Raw genomic sequence first — 15,422 nt, 5'->3', positions numbered from 1 at the left:
TCAGAATGCGGCAAGGTTGGGAAGCGGCGTGATGCCGCAGGGCGCCCCATCCCGCAAAGCAACACACATGCAGGCCCTGCGTCCCATACAATGCGCGGTCTCCCCCGTCCCGACCCACCCCAAGTGAACCCACAGATCCTCCGTCCCGAACTCCCGACCGGCGCCGAGCCGGCACGCGCGCGTATCACGTCCGCCTGGTTGCGCGACGAAACCGAGGCCGTGAACGACCTGCTTGCCCAGGCCACATTGCCCCCGACCGAGCGAGAGCACGTCATCGACGTGGCCGCCGGCCTGGTGACCCGGGTTCGCGCCCGCGCCAAGGACCAGAGCGCCGTCGAATCCTTCATGCGCCAGTACGACCTGTCCTCGGAAGAGGGGGTCCTGCTGATGTGCGTGGCCGAAGCGCTGCTGCGCATCCCCGACAAGGCCACGGCGGACAAGCTCATCCGCGACAAGCTGGGCGATGCGGACTGGAAGAAACACCTGGGCCAGAGCGAGTCGGTGTTCGTCAACGCCTCGACCTGGGGCCTGATGCTCACTGGCCATCTGGTCAACCTGGCGGAAGAAACCCGCCACGACTTCACCTCCGCGCTGCGCCGCCTGGTCGGCCGCGCCGGTGAACCGGTAGTGCGCCTCGCCGTGCGTCAGGCCATGCGGATCATGGGCCACCAGTTCGTGATGGGTCGCACCATCAAGGAAGCGCTGGACCGTTCCGCCGAAAAAGAGCACGCGGTCTACCGCTATTCGTACGACATGCTCGGCGAGTCGGCGCTGACCCAGGCCACGGCTGAGCGTTACCAGCAGGATTACCGTGACGCGATCAACGCGCTCGGTGGCCGTGGTCCGTTCACCAGCAACCTCGAAGCGCCGTCGATCTCGGTCAAGCTGTCGGCGCTGCATCCGCGCTACGAAGTGGCCAACCGCGCCCGCGCCCGTGCCGAACTCGGCGCCAAGCTGCTCGAACTCTCGCAGCTGGCCTTCAGGAACGGCATCGCGCTGTCCGTCGACGCCGAAGAAACCGATCGCCTCGAGCTCTCGCTCGACATCATCGGCGACGTCTTCGAGCATCCGTCACTGCAGGGCTGGAACGGCCTGGGCATCGTCATCCAGGCGTACCAGAAGCGCGCGCCGTTCGTGATCGACTGGGTGACCGAGAAGGCTCGTACCACCGGTCGCCGCTGGTTCGTACGACTGGTCAAGGGCGCCTACTGGGACGCCGAGATCAAGCGTTCGCAGGAAAACGGCCTGTCGGGCTATCCGGTGTACACGCGCAAGCCCAACACCGACGTCTCGTACCTGGCCTGCGCGCATCGTCTGTTCGCCGCCGGCAGCGACGCGGTGTATCCGCAGTTCGCCACGCACAACGCGCACACCATCGCCGCGATCCATCACATCGCCAGGGGCCGTCCGTACGAAAACCAGCGCCTGCACGGCATGGGCGCGGACCTCTACGCGGAAGTGATCGGCAAGGACAAGCTCAACGTGCCCTGCCGCGTGTACGCGCCGGTGGGCAGCCACGAAGACCTGCTGCCTTACCTGGTCCGCCGCCTGCTCGAGAACGGCGCCAACACCAGCTTCGTCAACCGCGTGGTCGACGAAAGCGTGCCGGTGCGCGACCTGGTCGCCGACCCGTGCGAAACGGTGCGCGCCTTCACCTCCATTCCCCACCCCCGCATTCCCCTGCCGGTCAATCTCTACGGCGAACTTCGGAAGAACTCCATGGGCATGAACTTCGCTAACGACAACGAGCTCAACGAGCTCGCCGACGCCGTCAACCGCCACAGCGGTCCGTGGACGGCCGCGCCGCTGGTCGCCGGTGGCAGCACCGCTGGTGTGAAGACCGAAGTGACGGATCCGTCCGATCGTCGCCGCATCGTCGGCACGGTCGAGAACGCCGATCCGGCGCTGGTCGACAAGGCGCTCGCCGCCGGTGTGAAGGCGCAGCCGGGCTGGGACCGGCTGCCGGCCGCGAGCCGCGCCGCGATCCTCGAGCACGCCGCCGAGCAGCTCGAGCACAACCGCGCGGAGTTCATCGCGCTGTGCGTGCGCGAAGCCGGCAAGAGCCTGCCCGACGCCATCGCCGAAATCCGCGAAGCCGCCGACTTCCTGCGCTACTACGCCACGATGGCGCGTCGCCTGTTCGGCCAGCCCGAGCAGCTGCCGGGCCCCACCGGTGAGAGCAACCAGCTGTTCCTCAATGGCCGCGGCGTCTTCGTCTGCATCAGCCCCTGGAACTTCCCGCTGGCGATCTTCCTCGGTCAGGTGGCCGCCGCGCTCGCCGCCGGTAACGCGGTCGTCGCCAAGCCCGCCGAGCAGACCTCGCTGATCGGCTACGCCGCCGTGAAGCTGCTGCACGCCGCGGGCGTGCCGGCCGACGTGCTGCAATACCTGCCGGGCGACGGTGCCACGGTCGGTGCCGCCCTCACCCGCGACCCGCGCGTCGCCGGCGTCGCCTTCACCGGCTCGACCGACACCGCCTGGGCGATCAACCGTGCGCTGGCCGCGCGGAATGCGCCGATCGCCGCGCTGATCGCCGAGACCGGCGGCCAGAACGCGATGATCGCCGACTCGTCCGCGCTGCCCGAGCAGATCGTCAAGGACGTGATCAACTCGGCGTTCCAGTCGGCCGGCCAGCGCTGCTCCGCCGCTCGCGTACTGTTCGTGCAGGAAGACATCGCCGACAAGGTGATCGACATGCTCGCCGGTGCCATGGCCGAGCTGAAAGTCGGCAACCCCGGACTGCTCTCGACCGACGTCGGCCCGGTCATCGACGAAGACGCGCGCCAGATCCTCGTCGACCACGCCGCGCGCATGGATCGCGAAGCGAAGAAGATCGGCGAAGTCGCCCTGCCGGAAGCCACGACGCACGGCACGTTCTTCGCGCCGCGCGCCTACGAGATCCCGTCGCTGGACGTGCTCACGCGCGAAGTGTTCGGCCCGGTGCTGCACGTCATCCGCTGGAAGGGCGCCGACCTGGAGAAGGTCGTCGACCAGATCAACGCGACGGGCTTCGGCCTGACGCTGGGTATCCACAGCCGCATCGACGACACCATCGATTACATCTCCAGCCACGCGCGCGTCGGCAACTGCTACGTCAACCGTAACCAGATCGGTGCGGTGGTCGGCGTGCAGCCGTTTGGCGGCGAAGGCCTGTCCGGCACCGGCCCCAAGGCGGGTGGCCCGCACTACCTGCTGCGCTTTGCCGGCGAACGGACGCTCACGGTCAACACCACCGCCGCCGGTGGCAATGCGTCGTTGCTGACGATCGGCGAGTAATCGCCGGCCTGCGTCAGCGCTGGCCATTCGAAGCCGCGCCCCTGCGAGGGCGCGGCTTTTTTTCTGCGCGCAATTCCGGCAACTCGCCGGCAACTCTTTTGCGCAACGGTAGAAGATCAAATGCCCGGCCCGTTGCAGCCCGGACACGCCAGTCCTAGGCTGAAGCATGTCAGGACACGACGTCGCTGACCCATCGTGCCGCGAGGGAACCACCGATGAACCACAGGATGTGGGCGCGTATCGTCGCTGTGCTGATGCTGGCGTGCTCCGTTGCAAGCCACGCGGCACCCGGGCGCGCAAAGAGCGAGCTTTGTCCGGCGCCTTTCATTTCGGATGGGCAGTGGAGCGTGGGGCCTTATGGACCCATCCTGACACTGCACACGACACTCTGCGGACGTCTGGCGGATGGCTACGATCTGGCCTCCGTGTATGTCGAGGTGGTCAAGCGCTTCAGCGGCAATCCGCTCTGGTACAACCCGCAAGGACTGCGCGACCAGGTTCGCTGCCACTTCGCGCTCTTTCGTCAGGATGTCACGTTCGAGATCGAGCCCAGCCTGCCTTACGTCGGCGAAGCCCGGACCATAACGTCGCGGTGTAAACCGAAAGTAGCCGACCCCGATCCGCCGGCAAAGAGCTGAACCGACATGAAGACGAGAACGTGCCATCTCACCGCCTTCATCACGCTCGCCTGCGGTGTGGTGACCGCCTGCGCTTCCACACCGGACCCACGGGAGATAACGTCATCGCGCGCCGTCAAGGCTCCGCCCTCCGACTGCCCGCCCCCTTTTGTCGAGAAGGGCGAGTGGACCATCGACGAATACGGCCCGATCCTGCATATCACGCCGACGGCATGTGGGCGCCAGGCGCGAGACCGGGATCCGACGTATGTCGACGTTTTCGACGACGAGGTCCTCAGCAAGTTTTCGGGAAACCCTCTCTGGGATATGGGGCATAACACCAGGGGCTTGCTCGACCAGCTGGAGTGCCACGTCCGGCTCTATCCCGACAAGCCGACCTACAACATCGAACCGACGCGACCCTATGTAGGGCGCAGGAAGACCGAGCAGGAGCAATGCAACCCGTCGGTGTACGATCCCGATCCCGCACCCAAAACCTGATCCGCCGCGCTACGCCTCACGGCCTATTGCGCAGTGCCACGGCGTGATGCAAGAGTTGCCATACTTCGCGTCGGCCGGTACCCGACGTCCATCCCCCAGAGGAGGACAGCGACATGACGTCGCCCGGTACCGATTGCCTGATCCAGCAAGACCGCGGCCATGCCCGCACGATCACCATGCGGGCGCCCTCACCAAAGGGACACCTGACGCCGCTGCAACACATACGCTCGCACAAGGAACTCATGCATCTGAGCTTGCCGCAGGGCAATGAACAAGCCAGTGAGCGTCAGGTGCTGTCGTTTGCCCATCTCGATGAAGGACAGTTGCCGGCCGATGTGCCATTTCGCATCCCCGGAGCGTGGATACTTCCTGTCGAAAAGGACGCCTTGATCGGCGTTCTCGAAGACGACGAAGAAAGTCGCGTCGTGTTGACGGCACGACGAGGGTCGAAGAACGAGTGCCTCGTATTGTTCGATGCCAGTTACCGGAAGGTATGCGTCAGCGTCCTGCAGCCGCCGTCGACCCATGAAGCGACCATCACGTTTCTGCGTCATACGACGTTCGCGCGTCTGTACGCGGCGCACTATGAAAAGAGCGGCAATGGGTGCATCGAACGGATGGATAAGCTGGCTGCCCAGAATCTGCACGAGATCCAGGGCATCGTCTGGCGCGGCATGGCCATGGGCATCGAGCGAATCGAACTGATCCCGTAAGGCACTCAAACGAAGACGGCCTCCTTGCGGAGGCCGTCGATCAGGCATTTAAAAATGCTTATTTGAGACCGCGATCCTTCAGCATCGGCTCGATGCTCGGCTCCTTGCCGCGGAAGTCACGGTAGAGCTTGCCGAGTTCTTCCGTGTTGCCCTTCGACAGGATCTTGTCGCGGAAGATCTGGCCGTTTTCGCGGGTCAGGCCGCCGTGCTCCTTGAACCACTCGAAGGCATCCGAGTCGAGCATCTGCGTCCACAGGTACGCGTAGTAACCGGCGGCATAACCGTTACCCCAGATATGCTGGAAGTAGCTGGAGCGGTAACGCGGCGGCACCTGCGCCAGCGTGAAGCCGGCCTTTTTCAGCGCATCGGCTTCGAACTGGTCGACGTCCTGCTTCTTGTCGCTGGCCGGCAGCATGTGCCACTGCATATCGAGCAGCGCCGCCGAGATCAGCTCGCTCATCGCGTAGCCCTGATTGAAGCTCGAGGCCTTCTTGATCTTTTCGACCAGCTCGGCAGGCATGGGCGCGCCGGTCTGGTAGTGCTTGGCGTAGTTGGCGAAAACCTTCGGGTCGGACGCCCACTGTTCGTTGAACTGCGACGGGAACTCGACGAAGTCGCGTGCGGTATTCGCGCCCGAAAGCGACGGGTACTGCGAGTCGGCGAACATGCCGTGCAGCGCGTGACCGAACTCGTGGAACATGGTGGTGACGTCGTCGAACGAGATCAGCGCCGGCTGGCCCGGGGCGGGCTTGCTGAAGTTGGCGACGTTATAGACCACCGGCTTGTTGCCGAACAGCTTGGACTGGTCGACGAGATTGCTCATCCACGCGCCGCCGTTCTTGTTGTCGCGCTTGAAGTAATCGACGTAGAACAGCGCCATCGAGGTGCCGTCCTTGTCGAACACCTCGAACACGCGCATGTCCGGCTGCCAGGTCGGGATGTCCTTGCGCTCTTTGAACGTGATCCCGTAGAGCTGGTTAGCGGCGTAGAACACGCCGTTCTGCAGCACGTTGTCGAGTTCGAAATACGGCTTGACCTGCGCTTCGTCGAGATCGTACTTGGCCTTGCGGACCTTCTCGGCGTAATGGTCCCAGTCCCATGCCTGGACCTGGAAGCCACCCTTTTCCTTGTCGATCACATCCTGGATGTCCTTCGACTCGCTCTTCGCGCGGGCGACCGCCGCAGGCACCAGGCGCTCCATGAACTTCTCGGCGGCCTCGGGCGTCTTCGCCATCTGGTCGTCGAGTTTCCATGCGGCGTAATTGGGGAAACCGAGCAGTTTGGCGCGTTCGGCGCGCAACTGAGCGATGCGCGTGATGGTCTCGCGCGTGTCGTTGGCGTCGCCGTGCTCAGCGCGCTCCCACGAGGCCTTGAACAGCTTCTCACGAGTGGCGCGATCGTTCAGGCCCTGCAGGGCGGGCTGCTGCGTGGTGTTCTGCAGCGCGACCACGTACTTGCCGTCGAGCTTGCGATCTTTGGCGGCATCGGCGGCGGCGGCGATGTCGCCGTCGGACATGCCATCGAGTGCTTTCTTGTCATCGACCACCAGCGCGCCAGCCTTGGTATCGGCGAGCAGCATGTTGGTGAACTTCGTGCTGAGGGTCGACTCTTCCTTGTTGAGCTCTTTCAGCCTGGTTTTGTCGGCTTCGGAAAGCTTCGCGCCTTCATGCACGAAGTCCTTGTAAGTGACCTCGAGCAGACGTGCCGATTCCGGATCGAGTTTGAGCGAATCGCGCTTCTCGTAGAGCGCCTCGACGCGCTTGAACAGCTTGTCGTTGAGGTAGATGGCATCGCTGTGCGCGGCGAGTTTGGGCGACTCTTCTTCGTCGACCTTCTGCAGCGTGTCGTTCGTGTTCGCGCCGGTGAGCGCGCTGAAGACGCTCTGCGCGCGCTTGAGCAGCACGCCGGACTTTTCCATTGCGACGATGGTGTTGTCGAAGGTCGGCTCGTCGGCCGAATTGGCGATCGCCTCGATCTCGGCGATCTGCTGCTTCATGCCTTCTTCAATAGCCGGCTGGAAGTCGCCGTCGGCGATCTTGTCGAAGGGCGGCGCCTGGAACGGCAGCGTGCTGGCGACCAGCAGCGGGTTCTCGTGCGCGGCCGGGGCGGCGGCGGTCGTAGCCGCATGGGCGGGAGCCGTGCCGGCGGGTGCCGGGGCGGTGGCCTTATCGGCGTCGTTCGACGACGAGCAGGCGGCGGTGAGAGCGATCGAAGTGGCGATCACGAGGCTACGGACCTTCAGCATGGGTAGGTTGTCCCCTGGCGGTGAGCAAAGCGCCGACTCTAGCGGCGTAAGCCCGGCGGGGACAACCGCCATCAGTCAGGGCAAGGGTTTTCACCGGGTGTCGCGCAGCTCCCAGCTGGAGCCGATGAGAAGATTCAGACGATGCTTGACGATCCGCATGGGCAGCGATGTCGTCAGCTGAATGTCGGTGCGGTCGTTGGACAGCTCACCTTTTGCCGAAGCGGTGCCGTCGGTCACGCCCAGGCTGGGATCGACCTCATCCGGCTCGGGCTGCCTGGCGCGCCAGCGCTGGAACAAGCCATCGCCGCGCATGGCGTCGGCGATGTCCGTGGCGAGCTTGTCCGGGCCGATGCCCTCGAACGAAAGCTCCGGGTCCGGACCTTTCGCCCGGCTCATGTCTTTGATCGAAAGAAAGTACGTGGTCATGACGTCCTAGTTACGGCCGCGCGCGTGAAGCCGCCGTCAGCCCAGCGGGGAGAGATCGAGAAACATGGCCGCATCGGGTGGGGCCACGCGGTAAGGCAGCACGCCCAGACAGGGGGCGGCCAGGCTCGCCCGGAGCGTTGCGATGTTTTCTTCCAGCAGCGGCATCGTCGGCTCGATGATGTTGGCGATCCAGCCGGCGAAGCGACAGCCGTCGGCCTCGATCGCCCGTGCGGTGAGACGGGCATGACTGATGCAGCCAAGGCGGACACCGACCACCATCACGACCGGCAGGTCCCAGCGACGGGGAATGTCCTCGGCCGAGATGCGGTCCCCCAGTGGCACCAGCCAGCCGCCGACGCCTTCGACCACCACACGCTCGTAGTCGGCGGCCAGGGACTGAAAGGCCGCGTCCAGCGGCGGCCAGGTGACGGGTCGTCCGCTGCGCAGGGCAGCCAGATGAGGGGCCACGGCCTCCTCGTAGGCGAGCGGGTTGACCAGCGCATACGGGGGCGGGGGCGCGCTGGCGCCGATCAGATCGAGCGCGTCCTGATTACGCAGGCCCTCCCGGCTTCGCGCCGAGCCGCTGGCCACCGGCTTCATGCCGGCGACGCGCTCGCCCGCCTGACGAAAGGCATGAACCAGAGTCTGGGCTCCGTGCGTCTTGCCGATGCCGGTGTCGGTACCGGCGACGAAGAGGTGTCGCGACATGCTGTGACGGCCTTGCGGGGACAGGGTCGTGGCACCATACACGTCTTCTTCCGATCACGAATCCCCTGGATATATCGCCATGTTTGAAGCCAAGGCGCTCGCCACCGACGACAAGGCCACCCTCTACGCCGAGCTGCTGCAGCAGGCGAAGGGGCTGATGCACGGCGAGACGAATACGATCGCCAATGCCGCCAACTTCGCCGCACTGATCTACGACGCCGTACCCGATCTCAACTGGGCCGGGTTCTATCTGTTCGATGGCACCGAGCTGGTCGTCGGCCCGTTCCAGGGCAAGCCCGCCTGCATCCGCATCGCGCTGGGTCGCGGCGTGTGCGGGACGGCCGCGCAGACGCGGCAAACCCAGGTCATCCGTGACGTGCACGACTTCGACGGCCACATCGCCTGCGATGCCGCATCGAATTCGGAGATCGTGGTGCCGCTGGTCAAGGCCGACGGCAGCCTGTTCGGCGTGTGGGACGTGGATAGCCCGTCGGTGGCGCGCTTCGATGACGAGGATCGTCGCGGGATGGAGGCGCTGTGCGAGGCTTTTATGGCCACCGTCGCCTGATACCTTGATCGCGCGCAGGGCGCGCTCCTACCTGTGGGAGCGCGCCCTGCGCGCGATGTCTTTTACAATTCGTGCGGTCGCGGCGTAGCCAGCAACTCCATCACCCGCGCCCGCGCTTCCTCGATACCGGTCTTGGCCAGCGACGAGAACATCTGCACGGTTCCCGGCACGTTGTTCTTGCGGAAATCCTTGCGCAGCGTTTCCAGAGCGGCTGACGCCTGGCCGCGCGACAGCTTGTCGGCCTTGGTCATCAGCACGTGGCACGGCAGGTCGGTGGCCGCGCAGAACTCGATCATGGTGCGGTCGAAGTCCTTCAGCTCATGGCGAATGTCCACGATCAGCACGATGCCGCGCAGGCTCCGGCGCATCTTCAGGTAGGCGTCGATCTCGCCACGCCAGTGCTTGCGCATGGCTTCGGGCACCTTGGCGTAGCCGTATCCGGGAAGGTCGACCAGGCGCGCGTCCACCGGCGACTCGCCCTCGATCTTCAGTGGCGCCAGGTCGAACACCACCATCAGCTGCGTGCGCCCCGGCGTCTTCGACGTGCGGGCCAGGCCGTTGTGCCCGGTCAGCGCGTTGAGGGCGCTCGATTTGCCGGCGTTGGAGCGACCGGCGAACGCCACTTCGGCGCCCTGGTCATAGGGCAGCTGGGTGATTTCATTCGCGGCCAGGACGAAGCGGGCGCTGTTGAGGGGGTTCGAAGACATGTTCGGCGGGCCGGGGAGCGTATACGACAGTCCGGCAGTGTATGCGATACCGCGCGGAGCCGCGCGCCGCACCGGTTTGACCGGGCTCTCTCCCGCCCCCCATAATCTTTTGATCGCGGCGCGCTGGGGAGTTCGCCCGACTCGGAAGCATCCCTCCTGGAGATAGCTATGAAGTTTCGGCACGCCGCCGCTGCCATTACCGCGATGCTCGTCATGAATCTCGCCACGGCTCAGACCGCGGCACCCGCCAGGGCAGGCACCGCCCCGGCAGCGGCAGGCACCGCCGCGACACCGGGCGCGAATCCGGCGACCGACCCGGCGACACCGGGGATGCCGAAGACCGAAACCAGCGTCGCGCCCGTCGGCGGCACCACCGCCGCGATCAAGCCCGGTGACGCCACCGCCGGTCAGGGCAAGGCCGCCGCCTGCGGCGCCTGCCACGGCCTCGACGGCAACTCCACCGATCCGCAGTACCCGCGTCTGGCCGGACAAAGCGAGCAGTACATCGCCGCGCAACTGGCCGACTTCAAGTCGGGCAAGCGCTCCAATCCGATCATGGCTGGCTTTGCCGCGCCACTGAGCGAACAGGACATGCACGACATCGGCGCCTACTTCGCCACCAAGGCGTCGCTGCCGGGCGTGGCCGATCAGGCCTATGTCGATCAGGGCCAGAAGCTCTATCGCCAGGGCGATGTCGATCGCGGCATTCCCGCCTGCATGGCCTGCCATGGGCCGGACGGCGGCGGCAACCCGGGCGCGCGCTACCCGCAGCTGACCAGTCAGCACGCGAAGTACGTTGAGTCGCGGCTCAAGGCCTGGCACGAGGGCGGCACGCCTAACGACGACCCGCACACGAAGATCATGGTGACCATCGCGCAGAAGCTCGACGACAAGGATATCGCCGCCGTCGCCAGCTATATCGAGGGTCTGCACACGAACGAGGCGACGCAGGCCGCACCCGCGACGCCCTGATGGCGTTAAAGTTGGAAGATCGAATGGGCCCCTTCGGGCCCGTTCTCGTTTAAGAAGGTAAGAAAAGGAACCCTGATGCGTATGCGCCTTCCCCTCCTCTGCGCCGCCCTGATCGGCCTCGCGGCCTGCAGCTCCGGCAACAACGATGCGGCCACCACGCCGCCACCCGCCGCCGCTTCCACCGCCGCGCCGGCTCCGGCCGCCGCGCCGGCCGCACCGTCCACCGCCAGCGCGCCAGCCGCCACGGATGCCGCCGCTTCGGCCGCCCCGGTCGCCGCGCCCAGCGACGCCGACGACAAGCGCCCGCCGGCCAAGCCCTTCATCGACGACGGCAAGTGGGTCGAAGGTAAGCACTACTTCCGCATCGATCCGTCGCAGCCCACCAGCACCCCGGGCAAGATCGAAGTGACCGAGGTGTTCTCGTACGGCTGCCCGGCCTGCTTCCAGTTCCATGGCATCGTCGACCAGCTGGTCAAGGACCTGCCGCGCGGTACGGTCATGACCTTCACGCCCGCCTCGTTCCGCCCGGATGAGAACTGGCCGCTGCTGCAGCGCGCCTACCTCACCGCGCAGGCCTTCGGCGTCGACAAGCAGAGCCACGACGCCATGTTCGACGCCGTCTTCAAGAGCGGCGAGCTGGGCATCATGGATCAGCAGACAAACAAGCCGAAGCCGCAGTCGGCATGGCCGACCATCGACGACGTCGCAAAGTTTTACGCGAAGTACGGCGTCAAGCCGGAAGAGTTCGTGGCCACGGCCAACTCCTTCACGATCAACACCAAGATGAAGCGGGCGGATGAACTGATCCGTGCCTACGAGGTCGATAGCACGCCGACCATCGTAGTGAACGGCAAGTACCGCTTCACGGCGATCACGGCCGGTGGCTATCCCCAGGCGATAGAGCTCGCACAATGGCTCATCAGCAAGGAAGCCGCGGGTAAGTAACCGCGTTCTCGACCCCTCACGGAGATATCCATGTTCAAGCGTCTCTCGCTCCTTTTCGTCGGCCTCGCGCTCACCGCCGCGTGCAGCGCCAAGCCGGCCGAAGGTGCGCCCCCCTATACCGAAGGTCAGCAGTACGTGGCCACCACCACCCCGCAGCGCCTCGATCCGAAGGACGGCAAGGTGGAAGTGGTCGAGGTGTTCTCGTACGGCTGCATCCATTGCGCCCATTACGAGCCGTACGCGGAGACCCTGCAGAAGAAGTTGCCCAAGGGCGTGACGTTCCGCGTCATTCCGGCGGCATTCAACGATGCATGGCTGCCGTACGCTCAGGCTTACTACGCGGCCAAACAGCTTGGCGTGGCCGAGAAGGCCCATGCCGCACTGTTCAAGGCGATCCACACCGACCACTACCCGATCGCCACGATCGACGAGCTGGCCGACTGGTACGCGAAGAACTACGGTGTCGACAAAGCCAGGTTCCTGCAGCTGGCGACCAAGGACGATGCCATCCGTCAGCGGATCCTCGCCGACGGCAAGCTGATTCAGAACTGGGGCATCGACGGCACGCCCACGGTCGTGGTCGACGGCAAGTACCGCAGCGCGCAGATCAAGGACTTCGACGAGCTCAACGGCGTCGTCAGTTACCTGGTCGACAAGGAACTGAAGGGCGGCAAGTAAGCCCTGACGATCGCCTGCCCTCCGTTCACACGACGGAGGGCATTCTCTGGCGTTATCGCCAGACGAGACCCGACAAAGCCCCTCACATGACCCGCTTCACGCCGCCATCCATCCTCGCTCCGGAGCGCACCCTGCGCCTTCTGAGCTGCAACATCCTCGCCGGCGCGAGCGTCCAGCGGTACACGGACTACGTCACGCGCAGCGTGAACGCGGTCCTTCCGGGCCGCTCGAAGCTGGCAAACCTGGACTCGCTCGCCGAGCTCCTTCACGAATTCGATGTGGTCGGTTTGCAGGAAGCCGATGCCGGCAGCCTGCGCTCCGGCTTCCTCAACCAGACCCGTTACATCGCGGAAGCCGCCGGCATGCCCTTCTGGAGCCATCAGCCGAACCGGCCGATGGCACGCGTCGCGCATTCCGCCAACGGCCTGCTCAGCCGCATCGAGCCCACCGAAGTCATCGACTATCCGCTGCCCGGCCGCATCAAAGGCCGGGGCGCGCTGTTCGTGCGTTTCGGCACGGGGGCCGATGCTCTGGTGGTGGTCATTGCCCACCTGTCTCTGGGCGCCGCGGCACGCATGGGACAGCTGGGTTTCATCGCGGAATTGCTCGCGCCCTATCCGCATGCGGTACTGATGGGCGACCTCAACACCGAGCCCACCTCACCCGAGATGCAGCGCCTGTTCGAGAAGACCGCCCTGCAGATGCCGACGATCAGCACACCGACGTTTCCCAGCTGGAAACCGCGCCGTGCGCTCGACCACATCCTCACGTCGGCCGACATCAAGCTCGAGCGCACGTGGACATTGCCGCGGGCGTTCTCCGATCATCTGCCGCTCGCCGCCGAAATTCGCCTGCCGCTCGCGCTAGCCGAAGCCGCTGGCGCCGCCACCCCCTGAGGTAAGTCGTCCATGAAATCGAGCCTGCGCGCCGCCCTGCCCTGGGCCGTCATCGTTATCGTCGCGTTCGCCGCCACGGTGCTGCGTTACGGCTTCATCGAGCCGGCCGATGCGGCGCATGCCTGCGACGGCGCGGGCGGTCCGTGGTGGTGCGGCACGCGCAACCTCATCGTGCAGGGCTTCCTGACCTACGCCTACGGATACGCGGCGGTGTTGATGGCGCTGGTGGCGCTGTTCTGGCGTAGCACCGTGTCGGCGGTGCTGGCGGCGTCGCTGGGCGTGATCGCGCTGCAGCTGTATTGCTACGAGGGCGGCGCGGTGGCGCTGCTGATCGGCTCGCTGCGACTGATACGTGCGCAGTTCGGTGGAGCGGAACCCGCGGCGGCCTGACTAAAGCCGCCGTGCCCGCCGCCAGGCCGTCAGCACCGGCCACGCCAGCGCCAGATTGAGCAGCAGCCAACCCCAGGAGACCGCGTTGACACCGGTTTCCTCGACGACGACCGCGATACCCAGCAGCGGAATCCACACCGCCATCAAGCGCTCCTCGACCAGCGGCATCAGGCTGTCCTCGCGCGTGCGCAGCAGCCCCAGCAGGAAGAACCCGATGCAAGGCAGCGCGAACAGGCCGATCGGGAAATCGCGATAGCGACCGTTGAAGACCTGCAGAATCCCGTACAGCGTCAGCACGAACATCCAGAAGAAACGCTGCGGCGTAAACGCGTCCGACCACGCGATACTCAGGCGACGGCGCTCGACCGGACGCGGTGCGACCGCCGCCAGATCGATCGGCGATGCCAGACGCGCGGCGATCGCACGCGCCAGCGAGAGCGCCGTCGCCAGTGCGACGACTCCGATGATGATGCCGGTAGCCCATTCGACGTTGTCACGCGCGGCGAAGGACAGGAGCCGCGCGTGCGCCGCCAACGCCGTGCCCGAGGCAAAACCGGCGAGCGCCAGCGACACCCAGCCCGACGCGCCGTGCCAGCGACGGCGAATGGCGCCCGCAAGCAGGAACAGCAGTGCACCGACGACGCCGATACCGAGTGCCCAGGTCCAGCGCGGCTCTTCGACGATCGGGCCCTGCATGGCGAACTTCGGCTTCGCATCCACGTCGAAGATGCCCCAGTAGCCGCCGACCGTGCCTTCCAGGTCGCGCTTCCACGGCTGATCGAAGGCCTCGATCACGTTGTAGGGCATGTCGACCGTGGCGGCGTAGTTGAGGAACTCGCGCATGTAGCGCGCCTCGTTGACCAGGCTCGCACTCGCGTGTCGGCGCGTACGGCCCTGGCTGGGCCAGCCCGTCTCGCCGATCATGATCTGCTTGCCCGGGAACTCGCCCTTCATCTTCTGGTAGACGTCGGCCACATGGCGCACGGCGTCTTCCGGAGCGACGGGCTCGTCTTCCCAGTAGGGGAGAATGTGAATCGTGAGGTAGTCCGTGACCTTGGCCAGTGCCGGGTGCTTCTGCCAGAACTCCCACACGTCAGCGTAGGTGACTGGTACGTCGGTCGCTTCGTTGACGCGGGCGATGTAGGCCGCGAGCGCCTTTTCCGACAACTCGCCCCGGAGAAGCACCTCGTTACCGACGACGACGCCCCGCAGACTGTCGTGATCCCGACGCGCGGCCTCGATGCCCAGCTTGATCTCGCGCTCGTTGGCGACGGGGTCGCGCCCCAGCCAGATGCCCATCAACACCTTCATGTGGTATCGGCCGGCGATGTCAGGCACGGCGCCCAGTCCCTGCCCCATGGAATACGTGCGCACGCAGTCGAAACGCGTGGACAGCGCCTTGAGGTCGGCATCGATCCGCTCGGGCGGGATAAACGCGTTGAGGTCGAACGGCGTCTCGCCCTTGAGCCGGAAGGGCGCGTAGGACACGCAGGCGATCTTCGCCGTCGGCGAATCCGGCAGGGCGATCGGGCGGCCCAGCACAAACCAGTAGCCAGCGCCGAAGACGGCGGCGGCAACGAGCACGAGCCATGCGAGCGGTCGCGCGAATCGCGCGTAAGGAAGATGGGGCGGCATGCCGTTCCAGTTCGAGAGCGTAAAGGGGGAAGCCGGACAAGCTTAACGGGCCGGGCCCGCGAGGGCGATTGCCGCTGCATTGGCTGCGTTCATCAAGCCTGCGCACACGCTTCCCTTACAATGATGCGGTACGTACACGTGAAGG

Annotated in this window: 15 protein-coding genes; 10 read left to right on the top strand and 5 right to left on the bottom strand. The window is 65.6% G+C overall.

Going from position 1 to position 15,422, the window contains the following annotated elements:
• Nucleotides 1-123 precede the first annotated feature (123 nt).
• The 4 genes from putA (at nucleotide 124) to FA87_RS01630 (ending at nucleotide 5,107) form a co-directional block, all read left to right on the top strand.
• Nucleotides 124-3,276, top strand: coding sequence for a bifunctional proline dehydrogenase/L-glutamate gamma-semialdehyde dehydrogenase PutA (putA, locus tag FA87_RS01645; protein ID WP_239708945.1), 3,153 nt, complete (start codon nucleotides 124-126; stop codon nucleotides 3,274-3,276).
• Nucleotides 3,277-3,491: 215 nt separating this feature from the next.
• On the top strand, nucleotides 3,492-3,914 hold the full coding sequence (locus FA87_RS01640) for a DUF2599 domain-containing protein (protein WP_081996425.1): 423 nt from the start codon (nucleotides 3,492-3,494) through the stop codon (nucleotides 3,912-3,914).
• Between the two features lie 6 nt (nucleotides 3,915-3,920).
• Nucleotides 3,921-4,394, top strand: a complete 474-nt coding sequence (locus FA87_RS01635) for a DUF2599 domain-containing protein (protein ID WP_043691959.1) — start codon at nucleotides 3,921-3,923, stop codon at nucleotides 4,392-4,394.
• 113 nt (nucleotides 4,395-4,507) lie between these two features.
• Nucleotides 4,508-5,107 carry a hypothetical protein gene (locus FA87_RS01630; protein ID WP_043691956.1) on the top strand — a complete coding sequence of 200 codons (600 nt, stop codon included), beginning with the start codon at nucleotides 4,508-4,510 and terminating at the stop codon, nucleotides 5,105-5,107.
• A 58-nt stretch (nucleotides 5,108-5,165) separates the two neighbouring features.
• Here the strand turns inward: FA87_RS01630 and dcp are convergent, their stop codons facing one another.
• From dcp to bioD, 3 genes are all read right to left on the bottom strand, one after another.
• Nucleotides 5,166-7,352 (bottom strand): peptidyl-dipeptidase Dcp, encoded by a 2,187-nt coding sequence (gene dcp / locus FA87_RS01625; RefSeq protein WP_043691953.1) that lies wholly within the window; start codon nucleotides 7,350-7,352, stop codon nucleotides 5,166-5,168.
• Between the two features lie 90 nt (nucleotides 7,353-7,442).
• Entirely contained in the window at nucleotides 7,443-7,778 is a 336-nt protein-coding gene (locus tag FA87_RS01620) for a hypothetical protein (RefSeq protein WP_036116358.1), read from the bottom strand.
• 36 nt (nucleotides 7,779-7,814) lie between these two features.
• Nucleotides 7,815-8,486, bottom strand: coding sequence for a dethiobiotin synthase (gene bioD, locus FA87_RS01615; RefSeq protein ID WP_043697149.1), 672 nt, complete (start codon nucleotides 8,484-8,486; stop codon nucleotides 7,815-7,817).
• A gap of 79 nt (nucleotides 8,487-8,565) precedes the next feature.
• Between bioD and FA87_RS01610 the strand changes: the two genes are divergently transcribed.
• Nucleotides 8,566-9,054, top strand: a complete 489-nt coding sequence (locus tag FA87_RS01610; RefSeq protein ID WP_043691946.1) for a GAF domain-containing protein — start codon at nucleotides 8,566-8,568, stop codon at nucleotides 9,052-9,054.
• A gap of 62 nt (nucleotides 9,055-9,116) precedes the next feature.
• Here FA87_RS01610 and yihA read toward each other — a convergent pair whose 3' ends face one another.
• Nucleotides 9,117-9,761 (bottom strand): ribosome biogenesis GTP-binding protein YihA/YsxC, encoded by a 645-nt coding sequence (gene yihA / locus FA87_RS01605; protein WP_036116362.1) that lies wholly within the window; start codon nucleotides 9,759-9,761, stop codon nucleotides 9,117-9,119.
• Nucleotides 9,762-10,091: 330 nt separating this feature from the next.
• On the opposite strand from yihA, the gene FA87_RS01600 reads away from it, so the two are divergent.
• The 5 genes from FA87_RS01600 (at nucleotide 10,092) to FA87_RS01580 (ending at nucleotide 13,642) form a co-directional block, all read left to right on the top strand.
• Nucleotides 10,092-10,733 carry a c-type cytochrome gene (locus FA87_RS01600; protein WP_239709142.1) on the top strand — a complete coding sequence of 214 codons (642 nt, stop codon included), beginning with the start codon at nucleotides 10,092-10,094 and terminating at the stop codon, nucleotides 10,731-10,733.
• Between the two features lie 81 nt (nucleotides 10,734-10,814).
• A complete protein-coding gene (locus FA87_RS01595) occupies nucleotides 10,815-11,678 on the top strand; it encodes a thiol:disulfide interchange protein DsbA/DsbL (protein ID WP_239708944.1) in 864 nt (287 codons plus the stop codon).
• 30 nt (nucleotides 11,679-11,708) lie between these two features.
• A complete protein-coding gene (locus FA87_RS01590; protein WP_036116366.1) occupies nucleotides 11,709-12,356 on the top strand; it encodes a thiol:disulfide interchange protein DsbA/DsbL in 648 nt (215 codons plus the stop codon).
• 86 nt (nucleotides 12,357-12,442) lie between these two features.
• Entirely contained in the window at nucleotides 12,443-13,252 is an 810-nt protein-coding gene (locus FA87_RS01585) for an endonuclease/exonuclease/phosphatase family protein (RefSeq protein WP_036116368.1), read from the top strand.
• 12 nt (nucleotides 13,253-13,264) lie between these two features.
• A complete protein-coding gene (locus tag FA87_RS01580; RefSeq protein ID WP_052191082.1) occupies nucleotides 13,265-13,642 on the top strand; it encodes a hypothetical protein in 378 nt (125 codons plus the stop codon).
• Here the strand turns inward: FA87_RS01580 and FA87_RS01575 are convergent, their stop codons facing one another.
• Nucleotides 13,643-15,277, bottom strand: a complete 1,635-nt coding sequence (locus FA87_RS01575) for a glycosyl hydrolase family 17 protein (protein WP_043691940.1) — start codon at nucleotides 15,275-15,277, stop codon at nucleotides 13,643-13,645.
• Between the last annotated feature and the right edge of the window lie 145 nt (nucleotides 15,278-15,422).

This window comes from Luteibacter sp. 9133, assembly GCF_000800155.1.
GTDB classification, from domain to species: Bacteria; Pseudomonadota; Gammaproteobacteria; order Xanthomonadales; family Rhodanobacteraceae; genus Luteibacter; species Luteibacter mycovicinus.
Note: the sequence above shows the minus strand (reverse complement) of the source record. Positions and strands in the feature narration are given on the sequence as shown.

Coding starts and splice junctions, on each gene's coding strand:
- FA87_RS01590 (WP_036116366.1), top strand. CDS start 11,709: ATGTTCAAGCGTCTCTCGCTCCTTTTCGTCGGCCTCGCGCTCACCGCC.
- FA87_RS01580 (WP_052191082.1), top strand. CDS start 13,265: ATGAAATCGAGCCTGCGCGCCGCCCTGCCCTGGGCCGTCATCGTTATC.
- FA87_RS01585 (WP_036116368.1), top strand. CDS start 12,443: ATGACCCGCTTCACGCCGCCATCCATCCTCGCTCCGGAGCGCACCCTG.
- FA87_RS01610 (WP_043691946.1), top strand. CDS start 8,566: ATGTTTGAAGCCAAGGCGCTCGCCACCGACGACAAGGCCACCCTCTAC.
- FA87_RS01630 (WP_043691956.1), top strand. CDS start 4,508: ATGACGTCGCCCGGTACCGATTGCCTGATCCAGCAAGACCGCGGCCAT.
- FA87_RS01595 (WP_239708944.1), top strand. CDS start 10,815: ATGCGCCTTCCCCTCCTCTGCGCCGCCCTGATCGGCCTCGCGGCCTGC.
- dcp (WP_043691953.1), bottom strand. CDS start 7,352: ATGCTGAAGGTCCGTAGCCTCGTGATCGCCACTTCGATCGCTCTCACC.
- FA87_RS01635 (WP_043691959.1), top strand. CDS start 3,921: ATGAAGACGAGAACGTGCCATCTCACCGCCTTCATCACGCTCGCCTGC.
- FA87_RS01575 (WP_043691940.1), bottom strand. CDS start 15,277: ATGCCGCCCCATCTTCCTTACGCGCGATTCGCGCGACCGCTCGCATGG.
- FA87_RS01640 (WP_081996425.1), top strand. CDS start 3,492: ATGAACCACAGGATGTGGGCGCGTATCGTCGCTGTGCTGATGCTGGCG.
- FA87_RS01600 (WP_239709142.1), top strand. CDS start 10,092: ATGCCGAAGACCGAAACCAGCGTCGCGCCCGTCGGCGGCACCACCGCC.
- bioD (WP_043697149.1), bottom strand. CDS start 8,486: ATGTCGCGACACCTCTTCGTCGCCGGTACCGACACCGGCATCGGCAAG.
- yihA (WP_036116362.1), bottom strand. CDS start 9,761: ATGTCTTCGAACCCCCTCAACAGCGCCCGCTTCGTCCTGGCCGCGAAT.
- FA87_RS01620 (WP_036116358.1), bottom strand. CDS start 7,778: ATGACCACGTACTTTCTTTCGATCAAAGACATGAGCCGGGCGAAAGGT.